A 24,370-nucleotide genomic window follows, 5' to 3' on the forward strand; every position below is an offset into this window, starting at 1 on the left:
TCTTATCATCCTTGCATTCCCTTATTTACTAATAGCAGAACAGGTATCGTGTAACTGTCTGGACAATTTAAATGAAACCATTGTTAAAACTGAAATCAACTATGCTGGCTTCCCCACTAAAGTGGATGCAAAGACAAAGTCTGATTATGATAATCTAATAACCAGTCTACGTGCAAAGGCAGGAAATGAAAGCAATGCAAAAAAATGTTTCTACCTCATAAAAGACTATATAAGATTTTTTAAGGACAAACATTTCTCATTATCCTACCTGAATAAAAATGATTACGACAATGAGAAAGAAGACATTGATGAATCTTACTTCAAAATCCTGAAACCTGACAATAGCGTTGAAGGTATATGGACCAATCCAGACAGCTCAATCACCCTGGGAATAAAGAAATTTCCAGATAACGAATACAAGGCCATTATCCTTAAAGCAAAGGATGAAAAGCTTCCAAAAGGTTTGGTTTATTTTAAACTAAAACCCCACAAAAAGGGTTATCTGTTACAACAATACAATGTGTTGAACAGTATAGATTTTTATGCTCAGCAAAGAGGCGGCTTACTGCAATTATGGAATTTTTCACTTTTTGGAAGGATTTCACCAAGAGAAATGACCGCTAGTGAAAAAAGGGAGTTAAACACATGGAAGAATAATAACAATGGATTAGATTTTAATCAGTTAGATGAAGAAACCAGTTATATCAAAATTCCAACCTTCTTTAACAACGACAGTAAGATCGAGAAATTGGTTGCAACAAACGACAAAGCTATTAGAAATAGTAAGTACCTGATCATCGATCTCCGTGGAAATGGAGGAGGCAATTCCGGCTGGAGCTTTCTATTGCCTTATGTAATAACCAATCCCATTAAACAGGACGCCCCCTTACTTCGCATATCAAAAGACAATGTCCAGATTAAAAGATCGGAGCTTGAATCTCTTGTAAAAAATCCTTTGCCMGAGGATGCAAAGAAATATTATCCCGATGAATATATAAGCACACTCAAAAAAATCTACGAGGAGCTCCCGACCGCTAAAAGTACCTTTTATGAAGTTCCTGGATTAACTATTCCAATTGATTCTGTTCTCGGCAATCCCTCCCGGGTAGCGCTAATAACTGATGAACTTTGCGGGAGTTCTACAGAATACTTTTTTCAATTGATGAAACAAAGCAAAAAAACCACAAGATACGGTTCAAATAGTGTAGGAATGATGGATTATGAAGGCCCAACTTCAACAACTCCACTTCCATGTAGAGAGCTAATTCTAATGATGCCCGTTTCARAATCGAGCTGGACCGATAAAAATCCAATTGATGAGGCGGGCTTTAGTCCTGATGTTAAACTCAAAATACCAGGAAAGCAGTGGGTTGAATACATCGTTAAGGATCTAAAAAAGAAAGGATAGTGAGTTCATTCATTGAGTAAGTTTTCTGATTCATCACATTTTTACCGTTGTTCATCACATTTTAATAAATCAGTTCATCTAAAGGTTATTATTGTGTTAAAAAACAATCAGGTATGAAAAAAAATATTGCTCTATTGTGCTTAATGTTTGTTGTTATACAGGCTTCGGCCCAGTTTAACCTTATGGGAAAAATCCTAAATTATACTGGCAAAGAAGATCTAGTCGTCAACATTCCATTGGTATACGGTTTTCATAAAGAGAATTCTATATCTATTCCTGTAGCGAAAAATGGCACATTCAATATCACCCTACCTACTGAAACACAAAATTTTGTCAGCTTGATTTTTCAAAGACAGTTTTACACGCTTCTGATCACCAGGAATAAAAATTTAACAGCTAGTATAAACGAAAATAATAAAAACCTTGAGCTCTTATCAGGTACTGCTTTGTTGGAAAACAAGCTGCTGCAAAAAATCAACATAATGGAAAATCCGGCCTTTATGGAAGAACAGGCAGCACATCTTTATGGAGGTCTTAATTTTACTGAATTGAATGCTAAGCTGATCCAGCCTTATCTTGCTAAACGAGATGAAAAAATCGATATCATAACGGCCTCAAAAATTTCGTTGAAGAACAAAAAGCTGATCATATCAGAAGTAAAATATCTTGCTTACAATTATCTAAATGATTTTGCGAGAACACAGCTCAACAATAAGCCTGCTATCGACAGCATGATTATTAATCTTTTTGATAATAGCATCATTAAACCTGAAGTTTTTCCTGCTGGTCTTCAGTATTACTCCTTTGCCGACAACTATCTCCGGTACCTGGAAACCAAAGCTTTTTTAAAGATTAAAAAAGATAACATCAAGCCCACCGAACCGATACCGTACTATGGGATCAGTTTAGATAGTGCCAATGTAGTAGTAAAAAAATATGGAAAGCCATATTGGAGGTGGGTGGGCAGTACCAAGAACTTTCCTGAACCAGTTACCGAACAGTATACATATCAGCAGATCATAAACTTGTACTATGACAAAGACCTAAGGCAAATCGCTGCGCTTTCAGAGGTATTTAAAAAGCGGTTTCCTCAAAGCAAATTTAATCAGGAGATTGATCAAAAAGTAAATTCATTAAGGCAAATGCTTGCTCAGAACGAATCAAACACTGATATCGTGGTTTTAAAGGATTACGACAAAATACAATCAGTTTATGATGTTATAGCTAAGTATAAAGGCAAAGTGGTTTATCTTGATGTTTGGGGCACATGGTGTGGCCCCTGCAAAGAGGAGCTTAAATTTATGCCTCAACTCAAATCTGCTTTTACCAATAAGGATGTTATATTTCTTTATCTGGATATGGATGAGGAAGATCGCGATGCCATCTGGAAAGAGTTCATTAAAGTAAACGGGTTAACAGGAGTACACTTCCGTAAGAACAGACAAACTATAGCCCCGCTGTGGAAAGAATTATTGGCAGACAACCAGGATAAAGCTGAATACTACCCCCAGTATTTCATTTTTGATAAAGAGGGAAAGGTAGCCGTAAGTAAGGCTTTACGCCCAAGCGACAAAGAAGCACTGTATCAGCAAATCAACTCTGTGTTAGTTCATTAATTCTGAATAACAAGAAGGTCATCAAATCAACCATTTGGGTTTTAGCTAAGCCTTTTTCAGACAACTTATATTCTACCCTTGGCGGTAGTTCCTTATAAGCCAATCTTTCCAGTAGACACTTCTCCCAACTCTTTTAGTTGTGAAAAGTGTCTACTTCACAATTCAGAAAGCACTACCGTATAGAAAGATCATATTGAGTACGTCATTCTTTGACTAACAACTTCAAATACGTAAAAATCTTCCCACTATGCTCCGCTTCGTGATAATTAGCGGCTTGTAAAGCCTGGACATGATTTTTCACTTGAATTCCGATGGGTAACTCAAACGGGTTATAGTTGACAAATAATCTGGATTCAAGATCGGATTCAAGGTGGTTAACTGTATCAATCAATAAATGTTTCACCTCGTTAACATCCGGAGTAATTTTCCAAGAACCCGGAGACGATCCAATTTTGAAGGACTCCATGAATTCCTTAGATATATACATTGGTAACCCGCTACGCATATACATATGCCTCTGTTGAGAAGTAATACAATGACCGATTTGCCAAATTATATTATTGTTAAAACCCTCTGGAATTTTAAATAATATTTCGTAGTTACTTGTTTCCATTAATTGCAATAGCCTAATCCTGCTAGCTCTTAAAATTTCACATTCGAAACGTTCATTAATCATTTAAGTTGGTTTAAGTGCTTAGCATCAGAAGAAGCCATTATGTTCTCTAAAGTAACCTTTTCCTGTTGAAGTTCAAACTTTCTCCGATTGATACACAGTCATGGCTTACTTAGTGATTTAAGATGTTTGCTTTTCTTGTTCTTTTATCAGGAAGCTTGAGTAAATTGCGAATAATTATATACTTGAACGATGTCAAATTTTGAGACGCTTTTCTATTACATTCAAGAAACATCTGGCAAATCGCTCTCAGAGGATGACAAGCATTTGTTAATGGCACATTTTAAACCCAAAAAACTTCGAAAAAGACAATACTTCTTACAGGAAGGGGACGTGTGCAAATATATTGGGTTTATTGTAAAAGGATCCGCCAGGACCTTTACGGTAGATGACAAAGGGCATGAACATATACTGAAATTGTCTTTGGAAAACTGGTGGATAGTGGATTTTGAAAGCTTTTACCTGTTAACGCCAAGCCGCTTTAATATTGAAGCGCTGGAGAATCTGGAGGTGCTGCAATCTACCAATGCTCAAATTGAGGAGTTTCTTAAGCATATACCTGCCTTTTCAGCGATGTCCAACGTAATTAGTCAAAATAACACCATTGCAACACAAAAAAGAATGCAGGCCGCTATGATCTATACCGCTGAAGAGCGTTACGAGGACTTGATCAGCAATTATCCGCAGTTTCTACAACGGTTCCCGCAAAACATGATCGCTTCTTATCTGGGCTTGTCCCCGGAAACTTTGAGCAGATTAAAGAAAAATTCTTTTAAATAAATCTAATCTCAATCGATATAAGCAGTAGTGACCGCTCTAGCATTCTACTGCTTTGCTTTTTTGCATCTTTGTTAAGTTGTTATTTTACAAATCCTTATCCGATTAAAGTGATTAAGGTCATCGCCTTAACTTGATCTGGGTCAAGCTTACTTAATGATCCATATCAATATCCAGTTCCCTGTAAGTCAGGATCTTTGGATATATTAATACATAAAAATCATGAGTAAATTAGAAAACAAAGTAGCGGTAGTTACCGGTGCTTCGAAAGGAATAGGTGCCTCTATCGCCAAACACTTTGCGGCAGAAGGCGCAAAGGTAGTTGTGAATTACGCTTCAAGTAAAGAAGGTGCAGATAAAGTGGTGAAGGAAATTACTGACAACGGAGGCATAGCCATTGCGGTACAGGCCGATGTATCTAAAGAAGCTGATGTAAACAGGTTGTTTGAGGAAACTAATAAGGCATTCGGCAGCCTGGATATTTTGGTAAATAACGCGGTTTATCAGGGATATGCACCTATTGAACAGATATCAGCAGAAACTTTTCATAATAGTTTTAATGTCAATGTACTTGGTCCCATACAAACTATTCAGGCAGCTTTAAAATTGTTTGGTGATAAGGGTGGCAATATAATCAATATCAGCTCAGGCGCAAGCAAGATGCCTCTTCCGGGAGCCTCGTTATATTCCGCAACTAAAGCGGCTTTAGATGCCATAACGATCTCTTTGTCGAAAGAACTGGGTATCCAAAAGATTCGCATCAATTCTATTTTGCCGGGTGCTACGGAAACAGAAGGTGCAGCTAGTGCGGGCGTCACTACCGGCAGTGAGTATGAAAAAATGTTTATTGCCAACACACCACTTGGTCGCAGAGGTAAGCCCGAAGATATTGCGAAAGCAGCCGTATTTCTGGCTTCCGATGATGCCGCGTGGGTTACGGGTGAGCAAATTTCCGTGTCGGGCGGAATGTACGGCTTTTAAATCATGCTGTGGTTTTGAGTCCCCGACGGTGATCATCGGGGACTTTTATTTGCCTTCAGAAACCTTTGATCGGACCATGTCCCTACTACATATTCTGTAGTGAGTCAGCATTTTGAAAATGCTCACCCCAATACAAAAAAAGCCTCCAAATCATCGATTTGCAGGCTTTTATACGTTTTGTTACTCATTTCAGTGGTCCCGACGAGAATCGAACTCATATCTAAAGTTTAGGAAACTTCTATTCTATCCGTTGAACTACGGGACCAATAATAAATGCTATTAAAGGATAAATAGTAATAGCAGGCGCAAATATAATAATAAAACAATGCCTTTAAATAGTACTTCCAACAAATTTAACTTTCATAAAAATGCCAGCAGGAACCACCCTGCTGGCAAGCCAAACTAATTTACAAGCATTTATTGCACCTAAGCTTGTTTCTTTAAAGGCCGTAGGCACTGATTTCACCCAGCACCATATTACTATCTGATCCTTGAGTACCAACAAATTTAAAATATCTTGCTTTTGGACTATTAGGAAGCACATAACGTTGCTCACCGTTCAAGTTATGATCGAAATCAAAACTTCCCTGGCTTACCCAGGTTACATTATCTGTGCTGGTTAAAAACTCAAACTTATCCGGTCCACGTTTATCTCCCCCAGGTGAATCAAAATCTGTTCTCCAAACTCCAAATTGAGTAAGTATTCTAGGTGCACCCATATCAATTACTATCCAATGTGGATAATTTGAACAACCAGCACAGGTATGCCAACGAGTATGCTCGGTCCCGTCAATAAAATTAACTGCTGCATTATCCCCTCCTGGATGTTGAGACGAAAACGCAACAACATGCCAGTCTCCTTTATCAATAGAGAACAAACCACCATCTGAATAAGACGTATAGAACTTATCAACACTCAATGAGTCTGGCCTAAATATCGTTCTAAACTGGTAATTTGTATTTGCCAGCATGTCGGTTATTTCTGTAGTTTTCACTTCAGTAGTTTTAAGAAGCACCGGGAATATTTGAGTTTTGGCAGCTCCCGAAACATCTGTGTATTTAATCTCTGAGGCATAAGCTCCATTGGCAACATCAGCACCACCCCAGTTTATAGTTAACTTGCCCGCCGCATTAATTAATGTAGAGTTTACGGGCCTGGTTAATAATTGTGATTGATACCTTTCTCCATAAGAGCCACCATTTACTTCTACCGGAACCGAGATATTTCCCTGCGCATCAAAGGTACGGATAACGAATGTGTAGTTTTTTTCTTGCAAATTGTCTACCATTACTTTTACCGTATCCCCGGTAATCGCAGCAACATCAACAACTACAGAATCGGCAAAACTATTCCAATAAACTTTGGCTTTAACAACAGTCTTATCAACACCCTTTGGCCATACAATTTGAACCCTGTTTCGCCCAGACTGTGCAATTGCTATTGCTTTTCCGGGGTAGACCAAACCAGAAGGGACAACGTATTCTTTATATGTTGCATCCATCTTTCTACAGGCAGAAACCAGACAGATTGCGGCAAATAATATTAAACTGAAATGATATGTCTTTTTCATAATACTATGTTTTTTGTTTAGATAAGCCATCTATGGTACTATTTGTCCAAAGAATTTAAGCTCCATGATTACTACCTGCCCCGGGCTACTATAGGTCTCTAAAGATTTCAAACGAAGGTACCGTACCGCAGCGGGTTGCGTGGCGAAATAGAAATCAGCCCCCAGGTTACAGGCATAATTAATATCTTCATTTGTTTTTTGACCTAACGGCAAGTTTGATGGTTTAAGTGTGGTAAATTCACCCAGCAAAGTCCAGCTTGTCCAGCTGCCATCCGGATTTGGGGAATTTGAGCCATACAGTTCAAAATTTTTCAAACCAGATCCGGTATAACAATGGTCATTTTGTTCCATGTATTGTTTAAATCTACTCAGCAAAACTTTTTTCCCTAAGTCAATCGTGATCCATTGCGGTAGAGATGAAGCGTTTGATGAAGCATAAAGTCTTCTATCGGCTAAGCCATTCCATAAATTCTCAATATTATAACCGGCATTAGCAAGAGCAACCTGATCAGTAGGTAATACCAATTTTTTATAAGTATCGCTTGGTATTTCGATTTCAGGTTTAGGAGTTAATGTCTTAATTATCGTATCAGATTTATTATTCCAGCGGTCCCGGATGTACATTGCAAATTTTTGTGCCTTAGCATCAAAACCGCGGGCGGCAAAATCTCCGGCGGTGGCTGCTGTATAAAAGGTCCTCACCGTAACCCAGTTATTGTTTCCTGTGGTATCTTTCAATACTACTATTGCCAAGTCCGCTTTAAAAGGATTTAATATAGCTACGTTAACCCCACCGAAGGTTTCTTTAAAAACTGCTGATTCAAATACAGATTTAACAGGGGGTGTTTTTGGTTGTAATTCAACCAAAATCGGTTCAGATTCTTTTTCGTTGGCAGCCACACTGTATACCTTCACTGTGTGAACCAATTCATCTCCAAAACCTACCAAACGAAGGGTATCTGTATATCTCGATGATTTCGCCTCTCTAAACACACCTTTTTGTATTTCATACACAGCCTTAACATAAGCCAGGTTTAAATCTGCAGGAAGCTTGTAGGTTAATATGCCGCCCCCTGGGGTTGCCTCTACTTTTATATTGCTAACTTGCATCGGAGCAGGTGTATTTCCATCTACAAAATCCATCCGCCCTTCTTTTGAACAACCGTACCATAAAAGAGCGGTGAACAATGCTCCGATAAAATATATTTTTTTCATTTTCTCTCTTAATTAAATGATTAGTCCTTAAACGATATGATCTACCAACCTAAGTTTTGAGCCAAATTTCTATTGTTAACAATATAGTTTTCGTCAATAGGCCAGAAATAGTCCTTTGATCCAAACGACTGGTTATAAACCACTGTAGTTCTATAGTAGGAAATAGGTTCTGTTTGTGAAAGATCCCAACCAAGAATTTGCTTATTCAATTCGGTGGCAGATTCTTTCCATCTTCGAAGATCCCATAGGCGCTGCGACTCAAAAGATAGTTCAATTAACCTTTCCTGATGAATAATAGCGCGCATACCGTCCTTATTCTGGTATTTTACTGGATTGGTCGAGAAGTTAGTCCATGATGCAGCAACCGTAGGCAAACCAGCCCGGGCTCTCACTAAATCAATATATTTGTTTACTTCTGTACCCGGCCCTTCAGATTCGTTTAAGGCTTCGGCATACAACAAATACAGGTCAGACAAACGCATAATTGGGTAAGGATAGTTAACAACCGAATAATCATCTTGTGAATTGATCACGTTTTGAAAATGGATCAGCTTTTTAAGATTATATCCGGTCACAGTATTGAATCCATATTTACCTTTACCGTTACGCTGTTTAAATTTACCTTCTAAATAAAATAGCCCCATAAAATCTTTGTCGTCATAACGTCCGTGCCCGTAATAGACAGCTCCATCAAATCCTAAGTCGGCATAAAAACGTGGCTCCCTGTTAAAATGTAAGCCTACCGTAGTATAGCCCTTATGTACATATAGCCTATCTGCATCTCCCGAAACCCGTAAATTATAGCGGCCTGTGTAATCATAAGTTTTGTCTTCGTTAATCGGAACACCATTGGAGGAATAGAACATTTCTGCAATTTTTAAAGGTGGCGACAGCTCACCTCTGGTGATCACACCATCAAGATATCTGGGATCCCACCAGCTAGATATTAACCTTTGTAAATTATAGGTGTCCGATTGTGTATTTGCCCAAATGACCTCGCTATTCCATTTTTCTGTAACAGCACCATTAATACTTAATTGGGTTTTGATGGTATCGCTAACGATAAATTGCTGAAAGGATGGATTATAAATATACAATTTCATCCCTGCTGATGCACACACATCTATTGCTCTTTTACAGGCAACAACCGCAGTATCCCATTTAGCTTTAGAATACGTAGTATTAAATAATTGCGTTCCATTCGAGTTTTTTAAAGCCGACTGGTCTGTATTTCCGTTAAATAACGGGCTAGCTGCAGTAACCAATACTTTTGCCCTTAAAGACAATGCAATTGGCAAGGTAATACGCCCTGCTTCTGTTGCCGGACTGATTATGGTTAATGGAAGACCAGGCGCTGCCTCGTTAAGCAAGGTTGCAATGTAATTGAAGCAGGAATCCACGGGATCGCGGAAAACTTTTACCTCATTAACATCCGCAGAGATGGGTAAATTATTTTTAATCAAGGGAATTGGCCCATACATTCTAACTAAACAGAAGTGATAGTATGCCTTAAGAAATTTCACCTCTGAAATCCAGCTAATCTTCTCTTCTGGTTCCATGTCTGGCACCTTTCCAATGTTTTCAAGAAAGATGTTGCAATCTCTTATTCCCTGATACATTTGCTGCCACCTGTCGCCCAATGGACCTACTTTACTTTGAAATCCTTTGGCCATGTCTAAATAARCACCTCTTTCGGGTATTTCCCAGAGCTCATCGCCACCAACCATTGCCGGATCATCTCCCAACTGGCCATTTTTCGGCATAAAGGAGTAGCAAGTGTATAAAAATTTCTTCGCCTGTGTACGTAAGGTAAATGCATTATCAATGGTAGCTACGTTATCAGGCACAACATCCAGAAATTTTTTGCAGGAACTAAGCCCGGCTAAAAAGACCAGAAAACTGGCTCCGAGTATAATATATTTTCTCATAATTTGTATGATTTACTTCAGTGAAATATTTAGACCTACGTTAAATACACGTTGTATAGGATAACCTAAACCATCGCCACCCATTTCTACATCCCATAAATTGAACTTACTGATATTGAACAAGTTGGTTGCATTCACATAAAGTCTAAAACTTGATGTATGTAATCTTTTTTGGATACTGTTAGGTATCTTATAGCCAATTTCAACTTGTTTAAGTCGTAGAAATGCGCCATCACGCATAAACCAGGTACTTCTTTGATTGTTGTTGTCATTAATTGTGGGACTTAATCTCGGCCAAAGCGCATGTATATCACGTGAATCTTCAGACCAGTGACTATCAGCATAAGCTTTTAAGAGTTGGGTCTCATTATTGAAAGGAGATGTGGCACGCGAGTCAATCCAGAATGACTCATTTGATAATCCCTGAAAGAAGGCAGAAAAATCAAAACTTTTATACCCCGAAGAAAAACCAAAGCCATAAACTACTTCCGGTAATCTAGGGTTGCCAATAGGTACCATATCCGCGCCTGTAATCTGACCATCGCCATTTACATCCGTATATTTAATGTCTCCACCGCCGTAAGGTCCGAAATTTTGTTTTGGAGAGTTTGCTGCTTCTACATCATCAACAAACAGACGTTCTGCAATCAATCCATAATCCTGGAAAATAGGGTGGCCAATGCGGCTACGGTATTTTTCATTATAAACTGGTTCTTCATAAACGGTAAATTTACTTCTTGCATAGGTAAAATTTCCGGTTGCTGCAATCCAAAAATCCTGCCCTACGTGTTGATTATATTCAAAGGAAATATCCGTTCCTTTTCCTGAAGCTTCACCAACATTGGCTCTTATATCAGCCGTTAAGCCCATGGTAACAGGAATTGCCGCTCGGCTCATTAGTATATTTTTACGCTTTTCTGAATAAACCTCGGCAGTGATTTTTAATTTGTCAAAAAGTCCTATTTCCAACGCTAAATTGGATTTAGTTGATTTCTCCCAGGTAATATCTTCATTGGCATATCTGGAAATATTTACTCCATTTAAATAACTACCGGCACCAAGTCCATTCCCAAAAGTAGCCCCTCTAATGCTTGCATTCATGTCTACATTAGAAAGGTAAAAGAACCGATCTGAAGGTGAGCCAATCGCATCATTTCCAATTAACCCATAGGTTGCTCTTAATCTTAAATTATTTACGATGGGTTTAATTTTCCCGAAAAACTTCTCATTAGAAAGCGTCCAAGCAACACCTACAGACGGGAAATAACCGTAACGCTGTTTAGCAGCAAATCTTTCTGATCCGTTATAACCAAAGTTATACTCCAGATAATAACGACTATCATAATTGTACGTTGCCCTGCCCGAAACACCCATATTTCTGGAAGGAAGAGATTGTTGAAGGTCACTACCATTTGCACTTAAATTGTTCTGCAACATAGCAACAATCAGGGCACTAAACCCATGCTTTGCGAAACTACGACTGTAATTTATCTGCCCTTGTCCGTAAAATACAGAATTCAGAACTCTATTTCCTGGAGCATAATTTAAATATTCTGTCCCAGTATCTTCATTCATAGCGTCTATTGCATATGTATTATCTACAGGATCATAACCTATAAGCTTATAGAAATAAGGATTATAAGCCCTGGTTACATCGAAAAATGTGGTGCGGTTAGTATTCATCATCACCTGTGCATTAAGCCCTTGAGTTAAAAAAGAAAGATCTTGCTTAAGTTCTAATTGTGCCAGCATCAATGATCTTGAAGAATCCTTGTAGCCCCTAACCAAGTCTGCGTATGGATTTGTATATCCACCACCGCCTATGTCAGAGTTACCAAACATGATGTGTTTTACAAATTGGTGCTGCTCATCGACAGGATAATATTGGGGGAAGAGTACCGGGTTGGAACGCATTACCTTTTGGTACATTTCGGCACCACCATCTATAGGGCCCGTATATTCGTCAAAATTACCACTTAAACGAACCACCATTTCAGTTGTTTTGGTCAGGTTTATATTTACGTTAGATCGAAGCGAATAACTTGTTAAATCTATATTGTTATTGAAATTATTCCGTTGATCTACTTTTAATAATCCATTATCCTTACTTAAGGATCCGGAAACAAAATACCTTGCAACTTCGCCACCTCCGCTCACATTTAGATTAGCGCGTTGATTGGTGGTATAGTCTTTAAAAACCAAAGCCCTCCAATCATTTGCCGGATAAATATTCGGGTTTAAGCCTACTCCGGTATTAGCAATTTTTTCGTCGCTATACAATACTTGTCCCAAAGGATTGCGCGTTAATACGGCTTCGTTAGCCTGCTTCATGTAGGTAACAGGGTCTGCAAGTTCAATATCCTTTACCGAGGCTGAGAGCGAATTTTCTAATCGAAATGAAATTTGTGCCTTACCAACTGCCCCCTGCTTTGTGGTAATCAAAATTACCCCATTTGCTCCACGGGCACCATATAATGCCGTTGAAGTTGCATCTTTCATCACAGAAAAACTGGCAATATCATCGGTCTGTAAACGGGCGAGTTCAGTTGTACCAACCTCCATGTTATCAATTAATATCAGGGGATCATTTTTATACCCAAACGTAGTAACACCGCGTATAAAGAAATTTGCATTGTCTTTACCTGGTTCCGCACCACGCTGAAATGCAATCATACCTGGAATACGACCCGCCAGAGCCGTTGTTAGATTGCTTGATGGAATTTTAAGGTCTGATACCTTAACAGACACAACTGAGCCTACTAAATCGTTTTTCTTCTGAGTGCCAAAAGCAACTACTGCAACTTCTTCAAGCGCATTTTTATCATCGGGTAATAGTTTAACATTGACTGTATTTTTATCACCAATTGTAATTTTCTGTGTAGCGTATCCAACAAAAGAAAAAATCAGCACTTCCAAATCACTGTTTACCTGTATGCTGTACTTACCGTCGGGGCTGGTCATTGCGGCACGTTTAGGTTTAGAACCCTMAACGGTGATTGTAACATTCGGAATTCCCACTCCTGTTTCGTCTAAAACAGTTCCCGTGACGATGCGCGGGGCGGCAATTTCATTTAAAGTCTCTATTTCTCTCAATTTCAGTGCAAAAACAAAATTGCACACCATTGAGAGAGCTATGAGAACAAGCGTTTTTTTCATACCTTTACTCTGTTTAAATGTAAATATTCGCAGCTAACGGATCTCTAGGTTGCTTCCGTGGTTCCGTGCTGCACTAAAAGAATTGTGACATTTGACTGTTGGCTATTCAATACTTCTTTAGGCCAATAAAGAAGTATGGATAGTTGACATAAATGGATGTATAAGTTCTATTTCATAAGTACCTGCCTCTCTGTAAATAAAACAGAAAACGATACTGCATTTTAATAAGAATGAGAGGACGCATACTGTTTGGTTTGTATTTGGTTAATACAATAATAGTTTTTGCAAGCATCATCCGCAACCTGTTCTGTCTGATGCAGATACACTTACGCTAGCACCATCTATCTGTTTCACAATGAATTCCTTGCCGTAACTTTAAAAGGAATTGCCAAATGCCCCTTTAAATTATCAAGAACCATGTTTGCTGCGGCTTCACCCATCATTGCAAAATTGGTCGATATGGTTGTAATTCCTGAGAGGATTAGCTTCTTTATCGGTGTCTCGTTATAAGATATGACCCCTATCTCAGAACCAATTTTGAGTTCATTATTCACTATTTTTTCTACAAGTTCAACCAAATGGTCTTCCCTCAAATTAATATATGCCGTTCCCGGTACAAATGTCTCACTTTTCAAATCTGACAATACCTCATAGTTAAAAGCATACTTCAGGCAAAAATCAGTAAAGCCGGTTAAGATCTTTGTGGAATAGTAACTTTTAGAAGGAAAAATAATTTTAATAGTATGATAGTTACTCAATCTTACTTTAAGTTCTTCAAGTGCATAAGATATATCATTTTCGAAATCCTCGTATACCGTACAGAAATCACCAGATATTTCCGGGATCAGCTTGTCAACCAATACCAGTTTCTCTTTTGGCAAGCTGTTTATCAATGCGTAAGCTTTGTCATGTTCATTAAAGAAATGCGGAATAATCACAACCTTGTTATAACGATCTGGCTTATTTTCAAGAATTTTTCTGAACTGACTAAAATTGTTATTGTAAACATAAAAATCTATGGATACATCATGTCCTAGTTTAGCAGTAAAGGCATCATATATGATTTTCTTATGGTCGCTTAGTTTATTAAAGAGGAGCAAAATTTTGAAAGGTTGCTCAAATTCAGCATTCGATACAAAATAGCCTTTCCCTGGCACGGAATCTACAACTCCAAACTTCTTTAAGCCCAAATAAGCCCGTTCAATTGTATTTCTTCCAACCTCAAGGCTTTCACTTAAATAGTTAATGGAGGGCAGTACATCATTAACATCTATCTCGCTGGTTTTAATAGCATTCAGTATAGAATCGAAAATCTGAAGATACTTCGGCGTTTTTGAGTATTCATTTATTTCAATTATTTTGAGATAATTTTTCATAATAAGAATAGTTTATCAGTTCCACCCCGCAATCCCATAATTGATTATCTTTAATATTTCGTTAGCAAATGCCCTAATCTTCAAAATTATTGGTTAAGGGTGCGGAAGAAATAGAGAATCTGATAAATCAAATGTACTTTTTGGCAGTCAACATCCTTCTCCCGGTCAGCCTTTTTATCAAAAAGGACAAAGAAAAGTGCATTTTGTAAAAATTTAGTAGCCTAAACCTAGCTTCTATTCTAGTTAGTCCATGTTGAGTTCATGGTAAGTCCATGTCCAGTCCATGTTTTGCCAATAAAAACTTGGATATACCACTCATTATCAGTAAATTCTAATTTTATTTTTCCGTAACCGAACTATTCTGCGCGTTTAATTTTAAACCACCAAACGATGGGAAGACTTGACGGCAAATACATTAGGGGGCTAGTTGGCGACTCTGTTTTTAAAAAAGTCGGCAAAACACAAATAGTTCAGGGCAAATCCAAGAAAAAGATAAGATAAACTGTTGCGACTAAAAAAGCGGCGGGTATTTTTGGCAAAGCCAGTAACCTGGCATCTGACATCAGAGTGCTCCTTTCGCAAACTATTGGCGAACATGATAGTATGGCCATCTCGCGATTTACCGGAGAAAATGCTCTGATACTGAATTCAGCTTTGATCCGTGAATCACAAACATCTGATTTTTCAAATGCTGTATTTGATAAGCTTAATGGTTTTGAGTTTAATATAGATTCTCCGGTAAGAAGGCTTTTGTTTGCCCAACCCACGGTTACAACAACCGGTGAGGCCATTAAAATAGCCTTGCCTGAAATGCACATCCCAAAAGACCTTAAGTTCCCCACCGAGGGGAACAATTGCATTTTAGCTTTTCAGGTGGCATTATTTGATATGGAAAATTATAGATGCCGGAAATAGGAAACACAATCTATTGAAATAAGATATGAATACAAACCGCTTACTGTACCCGCTACAGAATTCAGTTTTGATACCCAAGCCGGATGCCTTTGTGTAATAACGGTTACGCTTCGTTATTACACAAAGACCTTTGCCGGGAACTTAGGAATTAATAGTAAATCCTTTAATCCAGCGGCTATATTAAAAGCCTTTATAATTCCAGGAACAGTAAATCCGGATGCAACTGACGGCTGGAGAGAAATGTCATTCAATGTAAAATAATAGTGTGATTCGATTATCGAATCACACTACCATTGCTATGATTTTGTACTGGCGATACAAAAGCCAGTTTGCCATCCGAATCTTCAGACATTAAGATCATTCCCTGAGATAGAATACCCTTAATTTCACGAGGGGCAAGGTTTACAACCAAACTAACCTGTTTCCCAATTATTTCTTCTGGTTTATAATATTCGGCGATGCCAGAAACAACCGTTCTTTGATCTATACCTGTATCAAGCGTTAGCTTTAATAGCTTTTTGGTCTTTTCAACCTTTTCTGCTGCTACAATTGTAGCTACCCTGATATCAATTGCTGTAAACTGTTCAAATTGGATGTTTTCCTTAGCAGGCTCAACTGTTGCTGTTGCAGCAACATTATCAGCTTTGCTCTTGTTAAGTTTATCTATTTGAGCTTGTACAGTTTCGTCTTCGATTTTATCAAATAGTAACACAGGCTCATTAAGCTGATGTCCGCGTTTCAACAAGCCCATTTTACCGGCATCTTCCCATAAATGACCGCCGTAGTTCAACATTTTCTGCAATTTATCGGCAGTAAATGGTAAAAACGGTTCAATCAAAATTTCTATAGTAGCAGCAATTTGCAAACTGATATTTAAGATGGTACGAACACGATCTTCATCTGTTTTAATTACCTTCCAGGGCTCCGTTTCTGCCAGGTATTTATTACCTAAGCGAGCAACATTCATTACCTCCGATAAAGCCTCTCTGAAGCGATAATTTTCAATCGAAGCGCTGATTTTTGCAGGGTACGCAGCCAAATCATCAATCACTTGCTGATCTTCCGGAGTTTTAGTCATGCACATTGGAACTTTCCCTCCGAAATACTTATGGGTTAAAACTACCACCCTATTAATGAAGTTACCTAAAATGGCAACCAGTTCATTGTTATTTCTTGCCTGAAAATCTTTCCAGGTAAAGTCGTTATCTTTTGTTTCAGGTGCTGTAGCAGTTAAAACGTAACGCAAAACATCCTGCTTATCTTTAAATTCAACCAAATATTCATCAAGCCAAACTGCCCAATTTTTAGAGGTCGATATTTTTTGACCTTCCAGATTCAGGAACTCATTTGCAGGTACATTATCCGCCAATATATAATCGCCGTGGGCCATTAACATTGCGGGGAAAATAACACAATGGAATACGATATTATCTTTACCTATAAAGTGAACAAGCTTGGTTTCATCATCTTTCCAGTATTGTTCCCAGTTGCCATTTTCTACCTCGTTTTGGTTAATGTAATATTCTTCAGCTTTAGGGTTCCAGATACCCAAACGAGCATATTCAAATAGCTCTTTTGTTGCCGAAATATAGCCAATAGGCGCATCAAACCATACGTACAAAACTTTACCTTCTGCACCTTTAACCGGAACTTTAATACCCCAATCCAAATCTCTGGTCATCGCACGAGGCTGTAGGCCCGCATTAAGCCAGCTTTGGCATTGTCCGTATACATTTGGTCTCCACTCTTTGTGGCTTTCAATGTAGATTCTTAATTGATCCTCGTATTTATCAAGCGGCAAAAACCAGTTCTTTGTTTCTTTGCGTACTGGTTTCTCTCCAGATAAAGTAGATTTAGGATTGATAAGATCCGTTGCATTTAAAGTACTTCCGCAATTTTCACACTGATCGCCGTAGGCATTTTCATTTCCACATTTAGGACAAGTACCAGTAATGTACCTGTCGGCCAAAAAAGTCTGTGCCTTTTCATCGTAGTACTGTTCAGTTACTTCTTCCGTAAAAACGCCTTTATTATATAGTGTTTCAAAGAAATCTGAAGCAGTTTGATGATGCATTAAAGAAGATGTACGGTGATAAATGTCGAAAGAAACACCAAGTTCTTTAAAGGAATCGCCAATAATTTTGTGGTATTTATCTACTATAGCCTGAGGGGTAGTTCCTTCTTTTTTTGCCTTTAAGGTAATCGGAACTCCATTTTCGTCAGATCCGCAAATAAACTTTACATCTCTTTTATTCGAGCGCAAATACCTTACATAGGTATCTGCAGGTAGGTAAACGCCGGCAAGATGTCCAATATGTACAGGTCCGTTTGTATAGGGCAGCGCAGCCGTAACGGTATATCTCTTTATTTTACTGTTATCCAAAACTATTTTTATTATTTTGTCAAAGATAAGTGTTTTATTAATGATTAAACAGCCAGCATATTTAAAAAAAGGCGACAAAATTGCGATTGTCTGCCCAGCAAGCAAACTTCCAAGAGGTATAGACTCAGCGGTACAACTCTTCGAATCCTGGGGCTTGGAAGTAATTATCGGGAAGACCGTTCATGCTGAGCACCACCAGTTTGCTGGTGATGATGTTCTGCGTACAGAGGATATTCAATTTTTTTTAGATGACCCCACTGTGAAAGCAATCATTGCTGGACGAGGGGGGTATGGTTGTATTCGAATTGTAGATGATCTTGACTTTAGCACATTTGTTGAGTATCCCAAATGGCTTGTCGGCTTCAGCGACATCACAGTATTGCTTTGTCACATCTACGCTCAATATGGCATTCAAAGTATCCATGGACAGATGCCTTATACGTTTAACGAGGCCACACCCGAGTCTTTAGCTTCTTTGAAGGCTGCGCTATTTGGTGAGGAAATAAGGTATGATTACCATCCATCACCATTGAATCGCGAGGGATATATGCAAGGGATTTTGATAGGTGGTAACCTTACTTTATTGGTGATGACGATTGGTTCAGCTTCTGAAGTCGACTATGAGGATAAGATCTTATTTATTGAAGATATAGGGGAACGTCCGGCAGCAATAGATCGCATGATGCACATGCTGAAGCGGGCAGGAAAACTGAATAAACTAAAAGGATTAATTGTTGGGGCTTTTAATGAGTTGCCTGAAGAGAAAATTCCTTTTGGACAATCGCCTGAAGAAATAATATGGGAAGTAGTGAAGGAATATGAGTATCCGGTATGGTTTAATTTCCCTATTGGGCATATGGATGATAACCGGGCAGTGGTAGTAGGTAAAAAAGGGTTGTTCATTAATTGAACAACCCTTATGTTAAAACTTTAACTTCTATTTCGTAATGTTAATTGTTACTTTTTGACTGCTAGCATCATTTTTAGAGCCAATTGTCAGCGCATTTCCGTCTGCGGTTGCAGCACTAACTAAAGTTAATGTAGCAGTAGCAGTGGTTGCTGGAGCTACAATAACTCCTACTGGAACAGCAACAGTTGCTACAGAAGTCAGTGCATCCCTGGCAATTGTAACCGTTTGATTAGGCAAATTTAATGCCCCTTCAACTTTGTAGGTAACTTTAACTGTTTGCTGAATTGATGTTCTTAAGGTAAATGTGAATGTTCCTGATGCACCTTCCTTGATAGTCTTTGTTGCTGTACTAGTTAGTGCTACATAAGCAGGAAGGCTATTACTGAAATCATAGTTATCTCCAGGACCTTTCTTTTCACATGACTGCAGGAAAAATACTGCAGTCAGAGAGAGTAATATTATAAGCTTTTTCATATTTCTATTATAAATCAAACCACATTTTTTCGTTATACCTTACAGTTGTTTTCGGCGCATTAGGGTTATTAGATATCTCATTCGTAATTGGATATTCAAACCTTCTAAAGATTGGACCGGCAGGTGCACCTATAGGTAGTGTAAGCACAGGAACTTCACTTCCGTCCGTTCCAGATCTTCTCCATTGCGTAAAGGCATCTAGACCTCGATCCATTTTATCAACCCATTGTTGTTCATGAATTGTCAACACCGCATTAGCTTGTCCGCTAAACGCTGGAAAAGATGTTGAGAATACACCCGCCTCGGTAGCGCTCACACCAAAGAATTTACATGATTCTGCGAGCCCTTGTTTAAATAACGTATTCGCCTTACCCAAATCTACTGGAACTCCCAATCCTCTTGCATACACTTCGGCTTCTGCAAATAACTGCTCTTGATAAGTATACATCACTTCTGGTGCAGCAGGAGAGTGCAAAGAAGCAGCAATCCTCGGATTAATAGCATCAACTGCGTCTGCTCCAGGTACAACACCAATATACGTTGCTTGCCCTGCAGGCTTATCAAAAAACTTCGGAAGACGAGGATCAACAGATGGAGCAGCATTCATAATATCAACAACTGGCTTGCTGGCAAAGAAGAAGTTCTTTCCACCATTGTATTKAAGGCTAATTGCATATTTCGGGTTTCTCTTATTAGGAACGTCCTGGTATGGTATGGCAACATTATCTGTTACACCATTTACCATCGCTTGTGCAGCGTCATTTACCAATGTTCCAATAGCCGCAGCTTTAGAAGGATCTTTATCCACCATTGTTAATAAGGTACGCAGCTTCAAAGATTTAGCTAGTTTCTTCCATTTAGCGATATCTCCTTTGTAAAGCAGATCATACCCATCATTATTAGCTCCAATTTTTAATGGGCTTGCCTCATCAAACTGTGCTAATGCCTGATCAAGAAGTGCCAGTGTTCCTTCCAACACTGTTTTCTGATCGTCAAACTTAGGATATAGAATCTCTGCCTTCCAGGCTTCTGTAAATGGAACATCTCCAAACGTAGTAGTGATGTCATAAACCATCATCGCCAACAATACTTTACTTTGTGCTGCCGCATTATTATTTGCAGGAGATGCAGCTTCTGAAAGCTTTATCGCTTGCTGAAGGTTTGCGCCACCCCYAACATACAGAGATACCCAGGTGTTATTGAAAAAGTTTGCAGAAAAAGTATAAATATCAGGACTAGGGTCACCACCAGACCAACCTGTTGGGTTGTTTCCACCAGCATTTAAAGACTGACCCGCTAATCCTATTGGAATGTACAAATCACCACTTGACCTTAAATTCATATAAGCTACCGTTGCGTAAGAGAATAGCAATTTCGGGTCAACCTGTTCAGCAGTATTTGGACTTGTATTTATATCCAGATATTTCTTGCATGAAGATAGCGTCAGTAACATAGTTAAGACACTAAACGTATATATAATTTTTTTCATTTTCATTAAATCTTAATTCTGATATTGAAACCAATGGTTCTTGTTGATGGTATTGAGTTAAACTCAACCCCTTCAGCAACACTCTCTGTTCCGAAGAAGTTAGCCTCGGGATCAATGTGTGGAACGTTATCATGGATAATCCATAAATTTCTGCCTTCTACACCAATCTCAGCTCCTTTAATAAATTTAACACTTGTTTGGAAAACCTTAGCTGGAATTTGGTATGATAACCTTACCTCTCTAAGTTTCACATAAGAAGCATCAAAAATATTTGCTTCAGTATTTGTAGTGGTGTATTGTGCCCAGTAATCTTGCATACTTGTTACCGGTGTTGTATTCGGAACAAAAGTACTTCCAGAAGCAACAACTCCTTTATCAATAAATACTCTTCCTCTGTTTAGCAATGTTTCTTTAGCTAAACCACTTGTTCTTAGTGAAGAAACAGAGTTAGAATAGATCACACCGCCTTTTCTAATGTCTACCAAGAAGCTCAATGAAGCTCCTTTGTAAGAGAAAGTATTGTTAATTCCACCTAACCAATCAGGACTCATATTACCTAGTCTTTTGTCGCTCACTGTTTTCCTCAATCCTGTTGCTTCATCAATAACCAGGTTTCCTGCATCATCTCTTAACCAAGCAACGCCATAAATACCAAATGATTTGCCAGACTCTGCCTTGATTGAAAGTCCGCTCCATCCGCTGGCTAGTGAATAAGAAGCAAGGTTGGAAGGCAATTCGATTTTCTGCACGTTTCTGGAGAAGTTAACATCCATGTTCCAAGTAAAATCTTGTGTTTTTACTGGGATCAATCCCAACGAAACCTCTACACCAGAGTTTTTCACAGAACCTGCATTCAATAATGCGGCAGAATAACCTGTCGATTGTGGCAATGGAAGTCTTACGATTTGGTCAGAAGTATTCGTATTATAATAAGTCACATCCAAATTAACACGACTTTGTAAAAACCTCAATTCAGCACCAACTTCATATGAGGCCTGATTTTGTGGTTTTAAATTAAGGTTCGGAATCGTAGCTGGGCTACTGAACGCAAGTACTCCATTGAATGGGAACGTAGAACCGTAACCATATTGAGCAAATGCCGCACTAATTGGAGAATATTGGAATACGCCTTGATAAGGATCGGTATCACTACCTACGTTAGCGTAACTCGCTCTTAATTTACCATAGTTGAACCATTCGCTCTTTGGAAGTAACTCACTAAATACAAAACTCGAGCTTATAGACGGATAAAAATATGATCTATTGTTCGCAGGTAAAGTAGACGACCAGTCATTTCTTCCTGTAACGTTTAAAAACAAATAATCTTTGTAAGATAAGCCCACGTCACCGTATACACCTTGAATGCGTTTCTGATTTGAAGTATTTGTGGTAACCACACTTCCTGCGTTTGCATAATTATATAGCTGATCAGCTATTAATTGTTGAGCATCTGAAAGGTCTCTGCGGTAGAAGTTTTCAAAGACATTGTATCCACCAATTACTTTCAAGCTCAGATCCTCTGTTAATTTTTGGTCAACAGTAAGCAACAGGTCATTGTTAATGATTCTATTGTAAATATTTGCTGCATAGAAATCACCTGTCAAAGATCCAATTGTTCCTTGTCTGGTTACCCCTCTTCTAAATTCGTTGTAAAAGTCAGTACCCAAATTATTTGAAATCGTTAACCAATTCAAAGGTTTATAGGTTACTATTGCATTACCAAATACACGATCAACAACATTTGAGAAGTTGTTATTGTTAACTACCCAATAAGGGTTGTTACCAGTTCTTGTAGGTGTTAGCGCAATTTGTTGTTTGGTAACCGGATCGAAATAGTTGTCTTTTAACACCTTTGTATCGATCGTTCTAGGAAGACCATAAACAATTGATTGAAGTACACTTGGATTGTTAGAACTTTGTACCGGACGACCGTCTGCTACAGTACGTGTGTAGTTTACATTTGTTCGTACATCAAGCCCTGGCGCAACATTTCTGCCCGCATTAAAGCTTACAACATTCTTTTTCAACTTTTCATTAGGAATAATACCGTCTTGAGTAGTATTGGTATAACCAAAGCGATAATCACCAGAGTCGCCGCCACCGTCAAAAGAAACAGAGTTGATATAGGTTTTTCCAGTATTATAGAAATCCTTTACGTTATCTGGATATGCTTGTAATGTAATCTGTTGACCAAGGTAGTTAGTAAAAGTTTTGTCTTGTACTTCAATGATTTTTGGTCCCCATCCATTCAAACTAGAGCTATTGACAGTTGGCCCGCTGCTATATACACCTTGAACACCTTGGGCATATTCGTTTTGAAAACTAGGTAATTTCAATACATTATCAAAGCGAGTAGAAGAATTTACCGTAATGGTAGTTTGTCCCTTTTTACCTTTTTTCGTCGTAATTACAATCGCTCCGTTTTTTGCACGAGCACCATAAAGTGCTGTCGCCGCTGCACCTTTAAGAACAGTCATTGACTCGATATCGTCAGAGTTTAAATCTCCGGCTCTATTTCCGTAATCTGATCCAGCGCTACCCTGAGGAACCGAACTAGTCGAAATGGTATTAACTTGCTGTGAACTATTATCCACTGGCAAACCATCGATTACAAATATCGGTTGGTTGGAAGTACTACCCGAGTTAAATGAAGAAGCTCCACGAATGATGATCTTAGAAGAGCCACCTACTGTTCCTGATTGAGCAGTAACCCTAACACCCGAAACTTTACCCGCCAGGGAATTGATTACGTTTGTTTCTCTAGCCTTTGTTAATTCATCTCCCTTTAAAGTTGTAACAGAATAACCAAGAGACTTAGCCTGCCTTGCTATACCAACCGCAGTTACAACAACTTCAGTTAAGGCTTTAGAATCTGATTCCAGAACTGCGTTAACGGTACTCCCAGAGATTGCTAGTGTTTGGACAGTGTAGCCTAGGTAGGAGAAAGATAATTCGGTAGAACCTGATGGTACAGAGATAGCATACTTACCATCTCCACCTGTTTGGGTTCCAACTTTGGAGCCTTTAATCAACACAGTTACTCCTGGAAGTGGTTTTCCATCTTCCTTATCCGTAACCGTACCAGTAATTGTTCGGTCTTGCGCCATTGCAGAAGTTGCAACGAACAACAATATGAACAAACTTTGTAAAAGTTTTTTCATAAAATAATAAATTTAGGTTAGTTAATAATGGCCTAATATATAGCGATTTTGATATGCAAGCATATTTTTATTGTGCCCCACAAAAACAAATGACAATAAAATGACACGAAGAGATGTTATCAAAAATTCAAAAAATACACCATAAAGAGAACAAAATTTCGAATATAATCCGCAAAAGTTGATTTGATTTCGAATATATCAAAAAATGCCGACTTTTAACGAATTAAAAATTGTTGCAAATATTACATAGGAATTAAAGAGAAATGCCGTGATAATTTTGGCGCACTTTATGCTATGGCCAATTTTAGGACACTAGGTGAAGTCCCAACATTCTAGC

The 24,370-nt window shown here is 38.5% G+C and carries 17 protein-coding genes and 1 tRNA gene; 6 read left to right on the forward strand and 12 right to left on the reverse strand.

The window, feature by feature from the left end:
- Together AC1DG9_RS00005 and AC1DG9_RS00010 are read left to right on the forward strand one after the other, a co-directional pair.
- A partial coding sequence (locus AC1DG9_RS00005; RefSeq protein WP_477634200.1) for a S41 family peptidase occupies positions 1-1,408 on the forward strand: 1,408 nt, incomplete at its 5' end.
- A 113-nt stretch (positions 1,409-1,521) separates the two neighbouring features.
- Positions 1,522-3,024: a TlpA family protein disulfide reductase gene (locus AC1DG9_RS00010; protein ID WP_172659258.1), complete on the forward strand. Its 1,503-nt coding sequence runs from the start codon at positions 1,522-1,524 to the stop codon at positions 3,022-3,024.
- On the opposite strand, the gene AC1DG9_RS00015 is transcribed toward AC1DG9_RS00010, so the two are convergent.
- Positions 3,002-3,136, reverse strand: coding sequence for a winged helix-turn-helix transcriptional regulator (locus tag AC1DG9_RS00015; protein ID WP_353935619.1), 135 nt, complete (start codon positions 3,134-3,136; stop codon positions 3,002-3,004). The genes AC1DG9_RS00010 and AC1DG9_RS00015 overlap by 23 nt on opposite strands.
- A 90-nt stretch (positions 3,137-3,226) precedes the next feature.
- Complete coding sequence (locus tag AC1DG9_RS00020) at positions 3,227-3,700, reverse strand: DinB family protein (RefSeq protein WP_172659259.1); 474 nt, start codon at positions 3,698-3,700, stop codon at positions 3,227-3,229.
- 189 nt (positions 3,701-3,889) lie between these two features.
- Here AC1DG9_RS00020 and AC1DG9_RS00025 point away from each other — a divergent pair, with 189 nt between their 5' ends.
- The gene (locus AC1DG9_RS00025) at positions 3,890-4,477 is read left to right on the forward strand and encodes a Crp/Fnr family transcriptional regulator (protein ID WP_288881443.1); all 588 of its coding nucleotides are present in this window, start codon (positions 3,890-3,892) and stop codon (positions 4,475-4,477) included.
- A gap of 219 nt (positions 4,478-4,696) precedes the next feature.
- Positions 4,697-5,455, forward strand: a complete 759-nt coding sequence (locus tag AC1DG9_RS00030) for an SDR family NAD(P)-dependent oxidoreductase (protein ID WP_172659261.1) — start codon at positions 4,697-4,699, stop codon at positions 5,453-5,455.
- A 193-nt stretch (positions 5,456-5,648) separates the two neighbouring features.
- Here the strand turns inward: AC1DG9_RS00030 and AC1DG9_RS00035 are convergent.
- The 6 genes from AC1DG9_RS00035 to AC1DG9_RS00060 form a co-directional block, all read right to left on the reverse strand.
- A tRNA-Arg gene (locus AC1DG9_RS00035) sits at positions 5,649-5,720 on the reverse strand.
- A gap of 175 nt (positions 5,721-5,895) precedes the next feature.
- Complete coding sequence (locus AC1DG9_RS00040) at positions 5,896-7,026, reverse strand: DUF4998 domain-containing protein (protein ID WP_288881437.1); 1,131 nt, start codon at positions 7,024-7,026, stop codon at positions 5,896-5,898.
- 30 nt (positions 7,027-7,056) lie between these two features.
- Positions 7,057-8,241 (reverse strand): DUF5000 domain-containing lipoprotein, encoded by a 1,185-nt coding sequence (locus AC1DG9_RS00045; RefSeq protein WP_288881434.1) that lies wholly within the window; start codon positions 8,239-8,241, stop codon positions 7,057-7,059.
- A 41-nt stretch (positions 8,242-8,282) separates the two neighbouring features.
- On the reverse strand, positions 8,283-10,169 hold the full coding sequence (locus tag AC1DG9_RS00050) for a RagB/SusD family nutrient uptake outer membrane protein (protein WP_477634201.1): 1,887 nt from the start codon (positions 10,167-10,169) through the stop codon (positions 8,283-8,285).
- A 12-nt stretch (positions 10,170-10,181) separates the two neighbouring features.
- Positions 10,182-13,325: a SusC/RagA family TonB-linked outer membrane protein gene (locus AC1DG9_RS00055; RefSeq protein WP_477634202.1), complete on the reverse strand. Its 3,144-nt coding sequence runs from the start codon at positions 13,323-13,325 to the stop codon at positions 10,182-10,184.
- 350 nt (positions 13,326-13,675) lie between these two features.
- Positions 13,676-14,701: a GntR family transcriptional regulator gene (locus AC1DG9_RS00060; RefSeq protein ID WP_172662407.1), complete on the reverse strand. Its 1,026-nt coding sequence runs from the start codon at positions 14,699-14,701 to the stop codon at positions 13,676-13,678.
- Between the two features lie 603 nt (positions 14,702-15,304).
- Between AC1DG9_RS00060 and AC1DG9_RS00065 the strand changes: the two genes are divergently transcribed.
- Positions 15,305-15,616: a hypothetical protein gene (locus tag AC1DG9_RS00065; RefSeq protein ID WP_288881429.1), complete on the forward strand. Its 312-nt coding sequence runs from the start codon at positions 15,305-15,307 to the stop codon at positions 15,614-15,616.
- Positions 15,617-15,890: 274 nt separating this feature from the next.
- Here AC1DG9_RS00065 and metG read toward each other — a convergent pair whose 3' ends face one another.
- Positions 15,891-17,999, reverse strand: coding sequence for a methionine--tRNA ligase (metG, locus tag AC1DG9_RS00070; protein WP_216854446.1), 2,109 nt, complete (start codon positions 17,997-17,999; stop codon positions 15,891-15,893).
- 40 nt (positions 18,000-18,039) lie between these two features.
- Between metG and AC1DG9_RS00075 the strand changes: the two genes are divergently transcribed.
- Complete coding sequence (locus AC1DG9_RS00075; RefSeq protein WP_288881426.1) at positions 18,040-18,909, forward strand: S66 peptidase family protein; 870 nt, start codon at positions 18,040-18,042, stop codon at positions 18,907-18,909.
- 27 nt (positions 18,910-18,936) lie between these two features.
- Here AC1DG9_RS00075 and AC1DG9_RS00080 read toward each other — a convergent pair whose 3' ends face one another.
- Genes AC1DG9_RS00080 through AC1DG9_RS00090 form a run of 3 tightly spaced genes read right to left on the reverse strand, consistent with a single transcriptional unit; the run spans position 18,937 to position 24,033 of the window.
- Positions 18,937-19,383: a hypothetical protein gene (locus tag AC1DG9_RS00080; RefSeq protein WP_172662404.1), complete on the reverse strand. Its 447-nt coding sequence runs from the start codon at positions 19,381-19,383 to the stop codon at positions 18,937-18,939.
- Between the two features lie 7 nt (positions 19,384-19,390).
- The gene (locus AC1DG9_RS00085) at positions 19,391-20,872 is read right to left on the reverse strand and encodes a SusD/RagB family nutrient-binding outer membrane lipoprotein (protein ID WP_477634203.1); all 1,482 of its coding nucleotides are present in this window, start codon (positions 20,870-20,872) and stop codon (positions 19,391-19,393) included.
- Between the two features lie 5 nt (positions 20,873-20,877).
- On the reverse strand, positions 20,878-24,033 hold the full coding sequence (locus tag AC1DG9_RS00090) for a SusC/RagA family TonB-linked outer membrane protein (RefSeq protein ID WP_337717113.1): 3,156 nt from the start codon (positions 24,031-24,033) through the stop codon (positions 20,878-20,880).
- Positions 24,034-24,370 lie beyond the last annotated feature (337 nt).

The sequence above is a fragment of the Pedobacter sp. 05L430 genome, assembly GCF_056397585.1.

Coding starts and splice junctions, on each gene's coding strand:
- AC1DG9_RS00010 (WP_172659258.1), top strand. CDS start 1,522: ATGAAAAAAAATATTGCTCTATTGTGCTTAATGTTTGTTGTTATACAG.
- AC1DG9_RS00020 (WP_172659259.1), bottom strand. CDS start 3,700: ATGATTAATGAACGTTTCGAATGTGAAATTTTAAGAGCTAGCAGGATT.
- AC1DG9_RS00025 (WP_288881443.1), top strand. CDS start 3,890: ATGTCAAATTTTGAGACGCTTTTCTATTACATTCAAGAAACATCTGGC.
- AC1DG9_RS00030 (WP_172659261.1), top strand. CDS start 4,697: ATGAGTAAATTAGAAAACAAAGTAGCGGTAGTTACCGGTGCTTCGAAA.
- AC1DG9_RS00040 (WP_288881437.1), bottom strand. CDS start 7,026: ATGAAAAAGACATATCATTTCAGTTTAATATTATTTGCCGCAATCTGT.
- AC1DG9_RS00045 (WP_288881434.1), bottom strand. CDS start 8,241: ATGAAAAAAATATATTTTATCGGAGCATTGTTCACCGCTCTTTTATGG.
- AC1DG9_RS00060 (WP_172662407.1), bottom strand. CDS start 14,701: ATGAAAAATTATCTCAAAATAATTGAAATAAATGAATACTCAAAAACG.
- AC1DG9_RS00065 (WP_288881429.1), top strand. CDS start 15,305: ATGGCCATCTCGCGATTTACCGGAGAAAATGCTCTGATACTGAATTCA.
- AC1DG9_RS00075 (WP_288881426.1), top strand. CDS start 18,040: ATGATTAAACAGCCAGCATATTTAAAAAAAGGCGACAAAATTGCGATT.
- AC1DG9_RS00080 (WP_172662404.1), bottom strand. CDS start 19,383: ATGAAAAAGCTTATAATATTACTCTCTCTGACTGCAGTATTTTTCCTG.
- AC1DG9_RS00090 (WP_337717113.1), bottom strand. CDS start 24,033: ATGAAAAAACTTTTACAAAGTTTGTTCATATTGTTGTTCGTTGCAACT.